Source organism: Burkholderia crassaminum (assembly GCF_964265005.1).
GTDB lineage: Bacteria > Pseudomonadota > Gammaproteobacteria > Burkholderiales > Burkholderiaceae > Burkholderia.
The window spans coordinates 1518444-1532590 of the sequence record NZ_OZ183799.1 but is presented as its reverse complement, the minus strand read 5'-3'; the positions used below and the strand labels follow the sequence as shown (position 1 = coordinate 1532590).

Here is a 14147-nt window from a genome sequence, read left to right as displayed (position 1 = left end):
GTTGCGGAGCCGGCCGCGCCGGTCCCACTTACCGAAACCGCCCATGAAACTGAAGCTCGACATCGTCCAGCTCGCCGGTCGCGACGGCGACACGCCCTACAACCTGCAGCGCACGCTCGACGCGATCGCGACCTGCGCACCGGGCACCGACATCGTGATGTTCCCGGAAGCGCAGCTCACCGGCTTCCTCGATCCGTCGAATCTCGCCGAATGCGCCGAGCCGCTCGACGGCCCGAGCGTCGGCGCGGTCATCGCGGCCGCACGCGCGCGTGACGTTGCCGTCGTGGTCGGGCTGATCGAGAACGACGGCGGCCGCTTCTACAACACCACCGTGTTCGTCACGCCGGGCGGCATCGCGCTGCGCTATCGCAAGACGCATCTGTGGGTGAGCGAGCACGGCGTCGTGCTGCCGGGCGACCGTTACGCGACGATCGAATGGCACGGCGTGCGGATCGGCCTGCTGATCTGCTACGACAACGAATTCCCCGAAACCGGCCGCGCGCTCGCCGAACTCGGCGCCGAGCTGATCCTCATCACCGACGGCAACATGGAGCCGTACCGCCCGGTCCACCGCACGTCGGCAACGGCGCGGGCGATGGAGAACCAGGTGTTCGCGGTGGTCGCCAACCGCGTCGGCGGCAGCACGCACGATGTCGTGTTCGCGGGCGGCAGCCTCGCGGCCGATCCGTTCGGCAACCTGATCTTCGAGGCCGGCAACACCGAATCGCGTCACGCGGTCGAACTCGATTTCGACCAGCTCGCCGCGTCGCGCGCGGTCTACGACTATCGCAGGGATCGGCGCCTGCACCTCGCCGGCGAACGTATCGAGCACGCCAACGGCCTTCGCGAACTGCTGATTCCGTAAGCGCTTGCCCGCCCGGCGCGGCGCCCTCCGTCACGCCGGGTCGGGCACCTCGATCGCCAGCAGCGCCGAACTGACCGACTTGCCGTGTGCGTCGAGCGCGAGCGAGCGCGTGACGCCGCCGCCGAGCGCCTCGCGCAGCACGAAATTGAATGCACCGAGCGCCGGCAGTTCGTAACGCACGACGTCGCCGTGCACGATGCCCGCGAGCCACGCCTTCACCGCGTCGGCATCGAGGTGCGTGCGCAGATGATCGTAATGGCGCGGATCGCGGCAAATCACCGATACGTTCAGCGTATTGCCCTTGTCGCCGGTGCGCGCATGCGCGAGTTCACGCAGTTGCATCATGCCTCCACGAATGAAAACGACGGCGTCACGGCCGTGCGCGGCAACAGCACCGACTGCACGGCGATCACCTCGCGCGTCGACTTGAACGCGCCGCCGCCGCCCGCCGGCCCGTTCGTATAGAGCGTCTCGACTTCGTTGCCGATGCGAGCCGCTTCGGCGGCGCTCGCCGCGCGGCCGGCCACCCGCACACGCACCTCGGCCGGCTCGCCGCGCACGGCCGGCGTCGCGTCGCCATACAGCGCATCGACGCCGATCAGGTCGAAGCGCAATTCGGTCGCGGCGACGCCGGTCAATGCCAGCCGCTCGCGGACGATCTCGAGCGCAAGGCGCGCGCGTTCAAGCGCGCCCGGGCCGCCGTACGAGATCTGGCCTTCGCCGATCCAGCCGTCGACGTACGCCACCGACACCTTCAGCGTGTCGGGCCGCGCCGTGCCGCGCCCGCCCGTCACGCGCACGCGGTCCGGCGCCTCCTCGGCAACGGTGACTCGCGTGAAATCCGCGACGACGTCGGGCTGCAGGTAACGCGCCGGATCGTGGATCTCGTAGAGCAGCTGTTCCTTGCAGGTCGCCGCGCTCACGCGGCCGCCCGCGTGCGGCACCTTCGTGATCACGACCGAGCCGTCGGCCGCGACTTCGCCGATCGGGAAGCCGAGCCGCGCGAGGTTCGGCACGTCCTTGTAGCCGGGGTCGGCGAAATAGCCACCCGTCACCTGCCCTGCGCATTCGAGCAGATGGCCGACGACCGTCGCAGCCCCGAGCGTGTCCCAGTCGTCCATCCGCCAGCCGAACGCGTGGATCAGCGGCGCGGCGAACAGCGACGGATCGGCGACACGCCCGGTCAGCACGACGTCCGCACCGGCCGCGAGCGCGTCGACGATCGGCGCGGCGCCGAGGTACGCGTTCGCGGACACGATGCGGTCGCGATACGCGGCGACGTCGTCGCCCGATTCCTCGAAGCGGAACGTGCCGCGCAGCACCACGTCGAGCACGTCGTCGCCTTCGACCGCCGCGACTTTCAGCCCCGCGATACCGAGCGACTGCGCGATCTGCGCGGTGCGTCGTGCGGCCGCACGCGGGTTCGCCGCGCCCATGTTCGACACGATGCGCACGCCCTTCGCCGCCGCGACCGGCAGCACGGCGCGCATCCGTGCGTCGAGCAGCGGGTCGTAGCCGAGCGACGGATCCTGGCGCCGCGCCTGCTGCGCGATCGCGATCGTGCGCTCGGCCAGGCATTCGAAGACGAGATAGTCGAGCTGCCCGTGTTCGGCCAGTTCGACCGCGGGTTCGATCCGGTCGCCCGAGTAGCCGGCGCCCGCGCCGATGCGCACGCGCCGTTCAGGTTGCTTTGCTGTCATGTCCGTACCGTCGTTTGGCGGGTGCGCCGCCGGGAAAGATCAAAAGATGCCCAGCACGACGCACGCGATCGTCATCACGATCGAGGCGCCGAACAGCAGCGGGAACGTGAATTTCTGGTGCTCGGCCAGCTCGATGCCGCACAGGCCGACGACGAGGAACGTCGCGGGCGTCAGCGGGCTGACCGGGAACCCCGTCGTCATCTGGCCGAGCAGCGCGGCCTGCCCAACCTGTACCGCTGGCACACCCAACTGGCCGGCCACCTCCGCGATCACGGGCAGCACGCCGAAGTAGAACGAATCGGGATCGAACAGCATGCTGAGCGGCATCGACGCGAAGCCGAGCGCGACCGGGATGTGGCCGGCCATCGACGGCGGCACGAAACCGACCGCCGCCTGCGCCATCGCCTTCAGCATGCCGCTGCCCTGCATGATCCCCGTGAACACACCGGCCGCGAGCAGGATGCCGGCCATCATCAGCGCCGCGCGCGCATGCGCGTCGATCCGCTTTCGCTGCATGTCGACGTCCGGATAGTTGACCATCAGCGCGATGCACAGCCCGACCATGAACATGATCGCGGGCGGGATCTTCTCGCCCATCACGACCATCGTGCCGAGCACGACGAGCGTCAGCACGAGGTTGAACCAGAACAGGTGCGGCCGGCGCAGCGCCTGCTCGTCGGGTGTCAGTTCGCGCCTCGGCAACGGAATCGACGCATCGTCGCGCGACAGGCCGAGCCGCTTCTCCTCGCGCCGCCCGAGCCAGTACGCGACGCCGAACACGAACACGAGCCCGATCGCCTGCACCGGGATCAGCGGATTGAACAGCGCCGACACCGGCAGGTGCAGCGACGCCGACGCGCGGATCATCGGCCCCGTCCACGGCAGGAAGTTGATGCCCGCGGCCATCGATACCGCGGCGGCCAGCACGCGCCGGTCCATCTTCAGCCGGTCGTACAGCGGCAGCACGGCCGGAATCGTCACGAGAAAGCAGACCGCGCCCGAGCCGTCGAGATGGATCAGCAGCGCGAGCAGCGTCGTGCCCATCACGATGCGCGTCGGCCGTGTGCCGACCGCGCGCAGGATCCGGTCGATGATCGGGTCGAGCGTGCCGGCATCGGTGATCGTGCCGAAATAGAGAATCGCGAACACGAACATCCCGACCACGGGCGCGAGCCCCTTCAGCCCGTCGATGACGAACTTGCTGGTATGCAGCCCGAAGCCGCCGATCAAAGACGCGGCGATCGGCACGATGATCAGCGCGACGAGCGGCGACATCCGCTTCGACAGAATCGCGGCCAGCAGCACGACGATCGTGCCAAGCCCGAGTAACGGCAGCATCCGTGTCTCCTACCTTGTCTTTTGTTGGAGACGAGCGTAAGGTCGGCGCAGCGATAGCACAATTGAAATGATTTGATCGCAGCAATCACGAACCGTTATGGATCTGAATCTTCGCGACATTCGCGCATTCGTCACCGTCGCGCAGGCCGGCAACTTCACGCGCGCGGCCGCGCGGCTGCACCTGTCGCAGCCGGCGCTGACCGTGCAGATCCGCCGGCTCGAGGAAATCGTCGGCGCGCGCCTGTTCGATCGCAACAGCCGCAGCGTGGCGCTCACGCAGACCGGGCGCGAGCTGCTGCCGCTGCTGCAACGCTCGCTCGACGACATGGAGCGCGTGCTGCGCGATGCGCGCGCGCTCGGCGAAGGCACGAGCGGCACGGTGCGGCTCGCGTGCCTGCCGACCTTCGCGTCCAGCGTGCTGCCGGAGCTGATCCAGTCGTTCCGGCGCGACGTGCCGCGTGCGGGCTTCGAGATCCGCGACGGCGTCGCGAGCCTCGTCACCGCGCTCGTGCGCAACGAGGAGGCCGATCTCGGCTTGACGGGCGGCGATACGTTCGATGCGTCGCTGGAGGTGCTGTATGCGGGCGCCGACCGGCTCGTTGCCGTATGCCCGAAGGATCATCCGCTCGCGCGCAAGCGCCGCGTGAGCACCGCCGACGTCGCGGCCGTGCCGCTCGTGCTCACCGCGCAGGGCACGAGCGTGCGCAGCGTCGTCGACGCCGCGCTGGACGCGGCCGGCTGCACGCCCGACATCGCGTGCGAACCGACCTACATGATGACGGCCGTTGCGATGGTGCGCGGCGGCCTCGGCGTGACGATCCTGCCGGCGACCGCGCGCGAGGTGCGCGCCGAGCCCGAGCTGGTCGCGAGGCCGATCGACGATCCCGCGTTCGTGCGGCCGATCGCGCTCGTCACGAAACGCGGGCGCACGCTGCCGCGCGTCGCGCAGGCGTTCGCCGAAACCATGCTGGCGGAATTGAAAAAGCGCGCGTGAACCGCGCGCCCGGATCGGCGGAACCGATCGCCCGCCCGACGCTTACTTCGCGTCCGGATCGACGTGCAGCGATTCGCCGATCGCATAAAAATTGCCGCCCGCGATGTAGTGCAGGCTGCGCAGCGCGGGATCGGCCGATTCGAAATACCAGTGGCCGTCGCGGAACACGCGCGTGTCGGACCACGCCCCGACCACTTCGCCGATGAACAAATCGTAGGTCTGCTGGTTGTGCGGCTCGGGAATCAGCTTGCACGCGAGCCAGCCCGAGCATCCGGCGACAAACGGCAGGTCGTGGCCGTCGACGTCGAACAGCGTGACGCCCGCTTCGCGCAGCTTGTCGGGCCGCTCGGCGAGACTGTGGCTGCCGACCGCATGCGTGAGCCGCAGCTGCGCGGCCGTCGGCACCTGGATCACGAACGTGCCGCTGCGCTCGACGAGCTCGCGCGTCTTCGCGGACTTGTCGAGCACGACCGTCAGCTTCGGCGGCAGGAAGTCCAGCGCGCACGCCCACGCGGCGGCCATCACGTTGTCGACGCCGCCGTGGCGGGCCGACACGAGCACGGTCGGCCCGTGGTTGAGAAGACGGTAGGCTTTCTTCAGCTCCACCGGAGCGATATGACTGTCCATACGGGTTCCTTGGAGAACGGCGCGCACGGACGAAGGCCATGCGGCGCGGCGCCGGCCGGTGCGCGTGCGCGCGGCCCGGCCGAAGGCCGCATTCTCGCACCCAATTTCAATCGGCGCTGACGGCCCCGTGCGTCACTTCGCGAACAGCTGGCCGATGTCGCGGAACGCCTTGAACTCGAGCGCATTGCCGCATGGATCGAACAGGAACATCGTCGCCTGTTCGCCAACCTGGCCCTGGAACCGCACGTACGGCTCGATCACGAAGGTGACGCCGAACGACCTCAGCCGCTCGGCCAGCGCTTCCCAGCTCGCCCAGTCGAGCACGATCCCGAAATGCGGCACCGGCACGTCGTGACCGTCGACCGCATTCGTATGCGCGCCTTCCTGCGACGCGGTCTTCGGATGCTCGTGGATCACGAGCTGGTGCCCGTAGAAGTCGAAGTCGACCCATTGCGCGCTCGAACGCCCCTCTTCCAGCCCGAACACACGGCCGTAGAAATCGCGCGCGGCCGCCAGATCGTAGACCGGAATCGCCAGGTGAAACGGGGAAAGACTCATGGTTGCCTCGTGAAGGAACGCTCGCGTGACGCGAGGACGGCACCATGGTAGTCAAGGTCAAGCAGAAATTAAATCAATATATAGTTGCGCCATTCACAAACGGAATTGATGAATGATCCGCGAACTGAAAACCCTCGTCGCCGTCGCCCGGGAAGGCACGTTCGCCGCGGCCGGCAACCGCATCGGGCTCACGCAGGCGGCCGTAAGCGCGCAGATGCAGCGCCTCGAAGCCGAACTCGGCTTCGCGCTGTTCGACCGGCAAGGCCGGTCGGCCCGCCTCAACGAAATGGGTCATCACGTGCTCGGTCAGGCGCAAGCGCTGATCGGCCTGTACGAGAACCTGAGCTCGACCGCGCCCGGCTCGCCGGCCGCCGTGCGCGTGACGATCGGCGCGATCGCGTCGGTCCAGAGTGCGCTGCTGCCGGCCGCGCTGGCCGATTTCCATCGCCAGCATCCCGCGTGCCGCACGCGCGTGATACCGGGGCTGTCGATCGAACTGGTCAACCGGGTCGACGCGGGCGAGATCGACATGGCCACGATCATCCGGCCGCCGTTTTCACTGCAGAGCGACCTGCACTGGACGACGCTCGCGCAGGAACCGTTCCGGCTGATCGTGCCGCGCAGCGTGAAGGGCAAGGACTGGGCCGAACTGCTCGCGAGCGAGCCGTTCGTGCGCTACGACCGCGCGTCGTTCGGCGGCCGCCAGGTCGACCGCTTTCTGAGGAAGATGCACATCGCGGTGCGCGAGACCTGTGAACTCGACGAGCTCGACGCGATCGTCAAGCTGGTCGAGCACGGCGTCGGCGTCGCGATCGTCCCGCAGACCGCCGTGTATCGCCGCTGGCCGGCCGGCGTGCGCGCGATCGATCTCGGGCATCACACGTTCCACCGCGATATCGGGCTCGTGCATCGCGCGCGGCGGACGATGTCGGAGCCGGCGCAGCAACTGGCTCAACTGATCGAAGCGGCGTCGCGGCGGCGCTTGCCGCCGCAGGTGGCATAGCGCCGAGGTCGTCGATCAGCGCCGCCCGGCCGCCCAGTCGACCGCCGCATCGAACAGCGCGACACCGGCCGGCGACAGGTTCACGAACGTGTCGTTGTCGAGGAAGAACATCACGCGGCGCGCCGGCGCGAGCGCTTCGTAGTCCATCGTCGCGCCCTTCTCGTACGCGAAGATCGCGGCCTTGTCGGGTTGGCCGTAGACGGTCGCGATCGTGATCGCGCCGAGCCCCGGCTTGCCCCAGCTCATCGGCGCCTGCTTGCCGTACACGTTGGTCGCGCCGGCCGGCAGCCCGGCCGAGATCGGGTGCGGCGCATTGACGAGCCACAGGTAGCGTTCCTTGCCCGTTTCGCCGAAGTCGACGTCATGACGCTTGCCCGTCATCGCGAGATCGTCGAGCAGGTCGTTTTCCCAGGTCACGAGCGGCTTGTCGAGCGTGCGCCAGCCGGGCCGCACGTTCTTCGACGACACCGTGGACGAAATCACGACCAGGTCGGCGTCGCGCGCCGCATCGGGCGTAGAGGACTCGTCGATCAGGCGCACCGCGTAGCCGCGTTCGCCGAGATGCTGGCCGATGCGTTCGTCGACCTTCAGGTTCGGGCCGCGCAGCTGCACGAGCATCGCGACGCGCGTGACGGCCTGCGGTGCATCGGCCGCCCACGCGGGGGCGGCCGCACCCGCGCCGAGGCCCAGGCCCGCGCCGATCGCGAGCACCGAGCCCGCGATCGCGCGCAAGGTGCGACGCCGCGCACCGGCGGCCACGGCGCGCACGGCGCCGGTCTTCATGTTCCGGTTCATCTGGATCTTCTCCGAAGCCGCGCGCCGCCGTGACGGCCGCGCGGCGATTGCGTGGTCAGAACTGCAGCGTGGTGAGCAGCGACACCTGTCGCGCATCGCCGATCGCGACGAAGTAACGGTTCGCGCTCGACGGGTAATAGGTGCGATTGAAGAGGTTCTTCACGTTGAGCTGGAACGACAGCTTCTGCTTGCCGATCCGCGTGTCGTACGTGGCGAACGCATCGGCGAGCACGTACGACGGCAGCGTGAAGCTGTTCGCCGAATCGCCGGGCCGCGCGCCGACGTAGCGCGCCGCCGCGCCGATGCGCAGGTCGTCGCCGCCTGCCACCGTGCCGAAATCGTAGACGGCCGCGAGCGACGCCGTGTGGCGCGCGACGTTCCACAGCTGGTTGCCCGCGTAAAGCGGATCCTCGGTCGTCTTCGCGTCGATGTACGCGTAGCTCGCGATCACGTTCACGCGCTCGCCGATCCTGCCCGACACGTCGAGCTCGATCCCGCGCGAACGCGCCTTGCCCGACGTGCGCCAGTCGGTCAGCTTGGTCGCGTCGTTGTACTGCGACACGAGCACGTTCTTCTTGTCGATGTTGAAGAATGCCAGCGTGCCCGTCATCCCGCCCGGCAGGTCGAGCTTGCCGCCCACTTCCCACGCGGTCGCTTCCTCCGGCGGTGTCGCACCGTCGATGATGTAGCCCGTCATCGGCGCGATCGACGACGACGGCTTCAGCGACTGCGAATAGCTGCCGTACAGCGAGAACGTGTCGGTCCACTTGTAGACGACGCCCGCGCGCGGCAGCCACTTCGAGCCGCTGAGATCGGTGTTCGCCTTGAACGGCCGGCCACGCCCCGCGACCTGGTTGTACGTGATGTAGCGCAACCCGCCCGACACGATCCACTTGTCGGTCAGGTGGATCGTGTCCTGCACGAATGCGGATGCATCGTGCAGCGTGTCGGTCTGGTCGCTGTCGCTCGCGGACACCGTGCTCGACGGCGGCAGCAGCCCGTAGACGGGATCGATATAGCTGAACGGCGTCTTCACGGCCTGCCTCAGCATGTCCTTGCGGTAGATGCGACGGTATTCGGTATCGAAGCCGACGTGCACGTCGTGCCGCATCCCGCCCAGCGTCAGCTTGCCGTTCACGTAACCGATCCCGTAGCTGTCGGTGCTGAGCGAGCCGTGCGTCGCATCGTTGCTGCGCGTCATCGTGCCCTTCACCGGATCGACGCCCGTCGTGCGCAACTGGTTCGCGTCGTAGGTTTCGCGGTTGTAGCTGTAGCCGACATGCGCGCTCCAGTCGGCGTTGAACTGGTGATCGACGCTCAGCTGCGCGAGGTGCGATTCACCGTCCATGTTGTTGAACGGCTCGTCGATGCGCCGCCGCGCGGGAATGTCGAGCGGCGCGTTGGTGCGCGGGTCGAGCGCCGTGCCGCGATCGAACGGCGAATGGAATGTCCGGTACTGGTAGGACACCACGACCTGCGTATCGCGGCCATACCACGCGAGCGACGGTGCGACGAAGGTCTGCCGGTATTCGCCGAAGTTGCGCCAGTACTGCTCGTTCGACTGGTCGACGATCAGCCGGTACGCGAGCCGCGAATCGCCGATCGGCCCGGTCGAATCGAAGGTCGCGCTGCCGCCGTTCTTGCCGTGCCCGAACGTCGACGCGCCGAGCGAGATCGCGTTGTAGCGCACGAGCTGCGGCTGTTTGGTGACGACGTTGACCACGCCGCCCGGGTCCATCAGCCCGTACAGCAGCGAAGTCGGCCCCTTCAGCACCTCGACGCTGTCGACCGCCGCGTTGAACGCGCGCCCCTGCACGAGCGGCATCCCGTTCTGCATGATCGAGCCGTCGCGATTGCCGCCGAAGCCGCGCTTCATGATCGTGTCCTGCGTGCCCGCGAGCGTGTTGCCCTGCGTGATGCCGCTGACGTTGCCGAGCGCGTCGTCCAGATTGCGCGGACGCTGGTCGCGCAGCACCTGCGCGGGCACGATGTTGACGGCCTGCGCGGTGTCGAGCAGCGGGATGTCGGAACGCAGCACGCCCGCCTCCTTCGGCGCGCGATAGCTTTCGGCGCGCAGCGCGCTGGTGCGCACATTGATCGCGGGCAACTCGGCGCCCGCGGCGACGCCGGCCGCCACGGGTCGTGCGACCGTGCCGTCCGCGCGCTTCAGCGTGTAGCCGCCGCCGGGCTGATGCAACGCGACGAGCCCCGTGCCCGTCAGCAGGCGATCGAGCGCGCCGTCGACGTCGAAGCGGCCCTGCACGCCGCCGCTCGTCAGGCCGGCCGTCAGCTCGGCCGGAAACGCGAGCAGGATGCCCGCGTCGCGGCCGAACCGGTTCAGCGCCGCTTCGAGCGGCCCGGCCGGAATGTCGAACGCACGGCGCGCCCCACGTTGCGCGGCCGGTACCGCATCGGTGTCGGTGTCGGCCAGCGCGGGCAGCGGCAGCAGCGCGGACACCAGGACGGCGCCGGCCAGCCGGCGCGCGAGGCGACCCGGCGCGGCAGGTGCGGCCGGGCGCGCGGCGCGCGGCAGATGTCGGTCGGGCGCCGGACGGCGCCGATAGGTGAGACGGATGGAAACCATGATCGGGAAGTCGGTGGACGATGGGCCAGTGCTGCTTTCATTACCCATGTCACGCGAACATCGAGAAACAGCTCAGGTCGGCGGAAATTTTTTTCGACGCGCTTCAGGAACGGGCCGGCACGACCGTCGCCCAATAGCGCGTCAGGTAGCGCACATCGATCGGCAACGTCGCCTTCAGCGTGCCGAGCACGCGCGCGGGATCGTCGAGTGGATAGGTGCCCGATACGCGCAGGTCGGCCACGGCCCCGTCGCAGCGCAGGCTGCCGCGGCGATAGCGGTCGAGCTCGGCGACGAGGTCGGCCAGCCGCATGCGCGACGCGACGAGCATGCCGTCCGTCCACGCGGACGCATACGCATCGAGCGGCGTCGGCTCGCTGATTGCGTCGCGCGTGAAAGCCGTGCCCTCTCCGGCCGCGATCACGCGTGTGCCGGCCGGCGCGTCGGCCGGCTGCACACGCACCGCGCCGGCGAACACCTCGACACGCGTCGCGCCGTCGCGCTGCCGTACCGTGAAGCGCGTGCCGAGCGGCCGCAGCTCGCCCTGCGCAGTCGCGACGACGAGTGGCCGCGCGGGCACGCGCTCGTCGTGGCCGCTCGTCACCATGATCGTGCCGCGCAGCAGGCGCAGGTGACGCGCGGTGTCGTCGAAGCGCACGTCGAGCGCCGTATCGGTGTCGAGCACGATGACCGTGCGATCCGCGAGCGTCACCGTGCGCCGTTCGCCGACCGCCGTTCGCAGGTCCGCCGGCCAGATCACCGCGCGCCGCGCAGGCTCGGCCATCCATGCGGCGCCGCCCGCGAACAGCAGCACGGCCAGCGCCTTCACGGCCGCGCGGCGGCGGCCCGCACGCGGCGGCAGCAGCGCCGCGCGCGCGACCTGCGGGTCGAGCCCGGCCGCCAGCCCGCCGAGCCGGTGCTGCATCGTTTCGATATGGCGCCATGCCGCGTCGTGCGCCGGATCCTCCGCGCGCCAGCGCGCGAGCGCGGCGTCGAACGCTTCGCCGGTGCGGCCGGCCTGCCGGTCGACCCACCATTCGACCGCGCGGCGCGCAACCTGCGGCGGCACCGCCGGCGCTCCCGGGGCGGCCATCGGTCAGGCCGCCATCGCGAAGAAGCACTGCGTGCCGGCCTTCACGAGATAGCGCTTCACCGTCGCCAGCGACACGCCGAGTTCGCGCGCGATCTCGGCCTGCGTGAGCCCGTCGAGCTGCGCGAGCAGAAACGCACGCTTCGCCGCGAGCGGCAGGCCGTCGAGCAGCCGGTCGATTTCGAGCAGCATCTCGAGCACGACGGCCCGCTCCTCCGGCGACGGCGCATACGCTTCAGGCCGCTGCGCAAGCGCATCGAGATACGCGCGCTCGATCTGCTCGCGCCGCCAGTGGTTGCTCAGCACGCGCTGCGCAACCGTCGTCAGGAACGCGCGCGGCTCGTCGGCACCGATCGGCTCGTCGCGCGCGAGCAGGCGCATGAACGTGTCGTGCGCCAGATCGGCCGCACGGTGCGCGCAACCGAGCTTCCGGCTCAACCAGCCGCGCAGCCACGCGTGGTGGCCGGTATAGAGGGCGTCGATTTCTCGATGGAGGGACAGCTGGTCAGCAGACATGGCCGGGTTCCGGGGTGCGCAGGCGTCAACGATCTTGTAAATGAGAATGATTATTATATACAAAACCGGATCGGCGGCCGGGGTTTCGGTGCGCGGTGGCTGCCGCAGCGCGCCAGCGAGCGGCGCGGCGCTGCCGGTCGCGCTGGCGTGGCACCAGCATGGCGTTCCGCACGCGCAGCGCCAATGACGAGGACGGGGTGACCAGCCCGTGAGGCCGTCGCCGGGCGCGCGCGACGCGCGGCTAACACATTCATTACACCCCGGCCAATTCGATTCATTCAATAATTATTTAACGGATCGATAACAATATCCCGACCGTCTTGATTCATCCGTCAATTGCCTGCAATTATCGCGAGATTTGCAAGCCGCAATGGCCAAATCGCGAAATGCCAATCAATTGATACGCAATTTCCAATAATTTAAATCCCTCGATCGCGAAGATCGGAGGACACCTCCGTCTCCCTCAGGCCACAAAAGAGAATTTCATTTTTGCCGTTTTAATCGGGCTCGGTAGTCTCCTGCCATTCCGGATCACGAACACAAGCCAATGCGCAAGGAGATGACATGAAACGCACGACCCTCTCGCTGATTTCCATCGCGTCATTCGCGACGATACCCGTCGCGCACGCGCAGTCGAGCGTCACGCTGTATGGCGTGATCGATACGTCGATCACCTACGTGAACCATGCGCAGGGCAAGGACAACGCGTGGATGCTCGGCAACAGCAGCGCGGGCAACCTGGCCGGCAGCCGCTGGGGCGTGAAAGGCACCGAGGATCTCGGCGGCGGGCTGAAGGCGCTGTTCCAGCTCGAGAACGGCTTCGACCCGAGCAACGGCCGACAGGGCCAGGGCGGCCGCCTGTTCGGCCGGCAGGCGTTCGTCGGACTGACGAGCGACCGCTACGGCACGCTCACGTTCGGCCGCCAGTACGATCCGCTCGTCGATCTCGTGCAGGGCATCACCGCCGACAACTATCTCGGCAGCGTGTTCGCGACGCCGGGCGACGTCGACAACTACGACAACAGCTTCCGCGTCGACAACGCGGTGAAGTACACGTCGGCCGTCTATTCGGGCCTGCAATTCTCGGCGATGTATTCGTTCGGCGGCATCGCGGGCAGCACCGGCGCCGCGAATTCGTATTCGGCCGCCGTGTCGTACAACAACGGGCCGTTCAGCGTCGCGGGCGGCTACCTGCACACGACCAACAGCCCCGCGTCGAACGCCCGGCGCAGCGGCTGGACCAGTTCGTCGGACGGCACGTTCGACGGCCCGATCAACAGCGGCTATGCGAGTGCGCATTCGATCGGCATCGCGCGCATCGCGGGCCAGTACGTCGCCGGCCCGTTCACGTTCGGCCTCGGCTACAGCAACGCGCAGTACCGTCGCGACGCCAGCTCGGTGTTCGGCTCGAACGAGCACTACAACACCGGGCAAGGCTTCGTGAACTACCAGGCAACGAACGCGCTGCTGGTCGGCGTCGGCTACAGCTACACGCGCTCGGGCGGCGACACGTCGGCCACCTATCACCAGGTATCGGCCGGCGCCGACTACAACCTGTCGAAGCGCACCGACGTCTACCTGAGCGCTGCGTACCAGCACGCAAGCGGCCAGACCGGCGACGGCAAGGGCGGCTCGATGGCCGCGCAGGCGTCGATCGGTTCGTACGGCTATGCGGGCACGAGCTCGCAGACGATGGTCAACCTCGGCCTGCGTCACCGCTTCTGATGCAAAACGACCGGCTGCGCGCCGCGTGTCTGGTCAAATCCGCATTCACCGGTACGGCAGCTTTGGCCGCCGTTGTTTTTTGAATCGCCTTTCCAGCGCCCTTTTCATCCCGGATACCGACTGCCGCGCGATTTCATCCGGTTTGATTCAGCACCGATTTCCCGGAATGAATGACGCGACGCGTCAGTATTCCGGCGTCCCCCTGCCCCGGCATTCGCGCGAAAAACCGGCCATTTTTACCGATAATGCGTCGCCAAACCCCGTGATCGGACACGATAAAAATGCGTGGCGAACGCATGGGCAAATGCAAAGGAAAGTTTGACGCGAGCCATTTGCCTGCTCGCTATGGCAAACT

General features: G+C 68.1%; 14 protein-coding genes. 5 read left to right on the top strand and 9 right to left on the bottom strand.

Translation table 11 applies throughout. The features are described 5' to 3' along the window. Positions 1–43 precede the first annotated feature (43 nt). Positions 44–865, top strand: coding sequence for a carbon-nitrogen hydrolase family protein (locus tag ACPTTF_RS07080; protein WP_423370706.1), 822 nt, complete (start codon positions 44–46; stop codon positions 863–865). 30 nt (positions 866–895) lie between these two features. Here ACPTTF_RS07080 and ACPTTF_RS07075 read toward each other — a convergent pair whose 3' ends face one another. The 3 genes from ACPTTF_RS07075 to ACPTTF_RS07065 are packed head-to-tail and all read right to left on the bottom strand — an operon-like array spanning position 896 to position 3903. Then, positions 896–1207 carry an AtuA-related protein gene (locus ACPTTF_RS07075; RefSeq protein ID WP_423370705.1) on the bottom strand — a complete coding sequence of 104 codons (312 nt, stop codon included), beginning with the start codon at positions 1205–1207 and terminating at the stop codon, positions 896–898. Continuing rightward, positions 1207–2565: an acyclic terpene utilization AtuA family protein gene (locus ACPTTF_RS07070; RefSeq protein ID WP_423370704.1), complete on the bottom strand. Its 1359-nt coding sequence runs from the start codon at positions 2563–2565 to the stop codon at positions 1207–1209. The genes ACPTTF_RS07075 and ACPTTF_RS07070 overlap by 1 nt, the downstream gene beginning before the upstream one ends. A gap of 39 nt (positions 2566–2604) precedes the next feature. Then, on the bottom strand, positions 2605–3903 hold the full coding sequence (locus ACPTTF_RS07065; protein WP_423370703.1) for a CitMHS family transporter: 1299 nt from the start codon (positions 3901–3903) through the stop codon (positions 2605–2607). 97 nt (positions 3904–4000) lie between these two features. Here ACPTTF_RS07065 and ACPTTF_RS07060 point away from each other — a divergent pair, with 97 nt between their 5' ends. Continuing rightward, a complete protein-coding gene (locus ACPTTF_RS07060) occupies positions 4001–4897 on the top strand; it encodes a LysR family transcriptional regulator (RefSeq protein ID WP_423370702.1) in 897 nt (298 codons plus the stop codon). Between the two features lie 42 nt (positions 4898–4939). On the opposite strand, the gene ACPTTF_RS07055 is transcribed toward ACPTTF_RS07060, so the two are convergent. Together ACPTTF_RS07055 and ACPTTF_RS07050 are read right to left on the bottom strand one after the other, a co-directional pair. Next, a complete protein-coding gene (locus ACPTTF_RS07055) occupies positions 4940–5524 on the bottom strand; it encodes a flavin reductase family protein (protein ID WP_423370701.1) in 585 nt (194 codons plus the stop codon). Between the two features lie 132 nt (positions 5525–5656). Continuing rightward, positions 5657–6082 carry a VOC family protein gene (locus ACPTTF_RS07050; RefSeq protein ID WP_059497887.1) on the bottom strand — a complete coding sequence of 142 codons (426 nt, stop codon included), beginning with the start codon at positions 6080–6082 and terminating at the stop codon, positions 5657–5659. A gap of 112 nt (positions 6083–6194) precedes the next feature. Between ACPTTF_RS07050 and ACPTTF_RS07045 the strand changes: the two genes are divergently transcribed. Next, on the top strand, positions 6195–7085 hold the full coding sequence (locus ACPTTF_RS07045; RefSeq protein ID WP_423370700.1) for a LysR family transcriptional regulator: 891 nt from the start codon (positions 6195–6197) through the stop codon (positions 7083–7085). A gap of 15 nt (positions 7086–7100) precedes the next feature. Here the strand turns inward: ACPTTF_RS07045 and ACPTTF_RS07040 are convergent, their stop codons facing one another. Genes ACPTTF_RS07040 through ACPTTF_RS07025 form a run of 4 tightly spaced genes read right to left on the bottom strand, consistent with a single transcriptional unit; the run spans position 7101 to position 12067 of the window. Further along, positions 7101–7880 carry a hypothetical protein gene (locus ACPTTF_RS07040; RefSeq protein ID WP_423370699.1) on the bottom strand — a complete coding sequence of 260 codons (780 nt, stop codon included), beginning with the start codon at positions 7878–7880 and terminating at the stop codon, positions 7101–7103. Between the two features lie 55 nt (positions 7881–7935). After that, a complete protein-coding gene (locus tag ACPTTF_RS07035; protein ID WP_423370698.1) occupies positions 7936–10512 on the bottom strand; it encodes a TonB-dependent siderophore receptor in 2577 nt (858 codons plus the stop codon). A gap of 55 nt (positions 10513–10567) precedes the next feature. Then, positions 10568–11554 carry a FecR domain-containing protein gene (locus tag ACPTTF_RS07030; RefSeq protein ID WP_423370697.1) on the bottom strand — a complete coding sequence of 329 codons (987 nt, stop codon included), beginning with the start codon at positions 11552–11554 and terminating at the stop codon, positions 10568–10570. A gap of 3 nt (positions 11555–11557) precedes the next feature. Then, a complete protein-coding gene (locus ACPTTF_RS07025; RefSeq protein ID WP_166963004.1) occupies positions 11558–12067 on the bottom strand; it encodes a sigma-70 family RNA polymerase sigma factor in 510 nt (169 codons plus the stop codon). Positions 12068–12631: 564 nt separating this feature from the next. Here ACPTTF_RS07025 and ACPTTF_RS07020 point away from each other — a divergent pair. Continuing rightward, the gene (locus ACPTTF_RS07020; protein ID WP_423370696.1) at positions 12632–13792 is read left to right on the top strand and encodes a porin; all 1161 of its coding nucleotides are present in this window, start codon (positions 12632–12634) and stop codon (positions 13790–13792) included. 25 nt (positions 13793–13817) lie between these two features. Further along, complete coding sequence (locus tag ACPTTF_RS07015) at positions 13818–14114, top strand: hypothetical protein (RefSeq protein WP_423370695.1); 297 nt, start codon at positions 13818–13820, stop codon at positions 14112–14114. Positions 14115–14147: the final 33 nt, after the last annotated feature.

Coding starts and splice junctions, on each gene's coding strand:
- ACPTTF_RS07070 (WP_423370704.1), bottom strand. CDS start 2,565: ATGACAGCAAAGCAACCTGAACGGCGCGTGCGCATCGGCGCGGGCGCC.
- ACPTTF_RS07050 (WP_059497887.1), bottom strand. CDS start 6,082: ATGAGTCTTTCCCCGTTTCACCTGGCGATTCCGGTCTACGATCTGGCG.
- ACPTTF_RS07080 (WP_423370706.1), top strand. CDS start 44: ATGAAACTGAAGCTCGACATCGTCCAGCTCGCCGGTCGCGACGGCGAC.
- ACPTTF_RS07035 (WP_423370698.1), bottom strand. CDS start 10,512: ATGGGTAATGAAAGCAGCACTGGCCCATCGTCCACCGACTTCCCGATC.
- ACPTTF_RS07020 (WP_423370696.1), top strand. CDS start 12,632: ATGAAACGCACGACCCTCTCGCTGATTTCCATCGCGTCATTCGCGACG.
- ACPTTF_RS07060 (WP_423370702.1), top strand. CDS start 4,001: ATGGATCTGAATCTTCGCGACATTCGCGCATTCGTCACCGTCGCGCAG.
- ACPTTF_RS07055 (WP_423370701.1), bottom strand. CDS start 5,524: ATGGACAGTCATATCGCTCCGGTGGAGCTGAAGAAAGCCTACCGTCTT.
- ACPTTF_RS07065 (WP_423370703.1), bottom strand. CDS start 3,903: ATGCTGCCGTTACTCGGGCTTGGCACGATCGTCGTGCTGCTGGCCGCG.
- ACPTTF_RS07040 (WP_423370699.1), bottom strand. CDS start 7,880: ATGAACCGGAACATGAAGACCGGCGCCGTGCGCGCCGTGGCCGCCGGT.
- ACPTTF_RS07045 (WP_423370700.1), top strand. CDS start 6,195: ATGATCCGCGAACTGAAAACCCTCGTCGCCGTCGCCCGGGAAGGCACG.
- ACPTTF_RS07075 (WP_423370705.1), bottom strand. CDS start 1,207: ATGCAACTGCGTGAACTCGCGCATGCGCGCACCGGCGACAAGGGCAAT.
- ACPTTF_RS07025 (WP_166963004.1), bottom strand. CDS start 12,067: ATGTCTGCTGACCAGCTGTCCCTCCATCGAGAAATCGACGCCCTCTAT.
- ACPTTF_RS07030 (WP_423370697.1), bottom strand. CDS start 11,554: ATGGCCGCCCCGGGAGCGCCGGCGGTGCCGCCGCAGGTTGCGCGCCGC.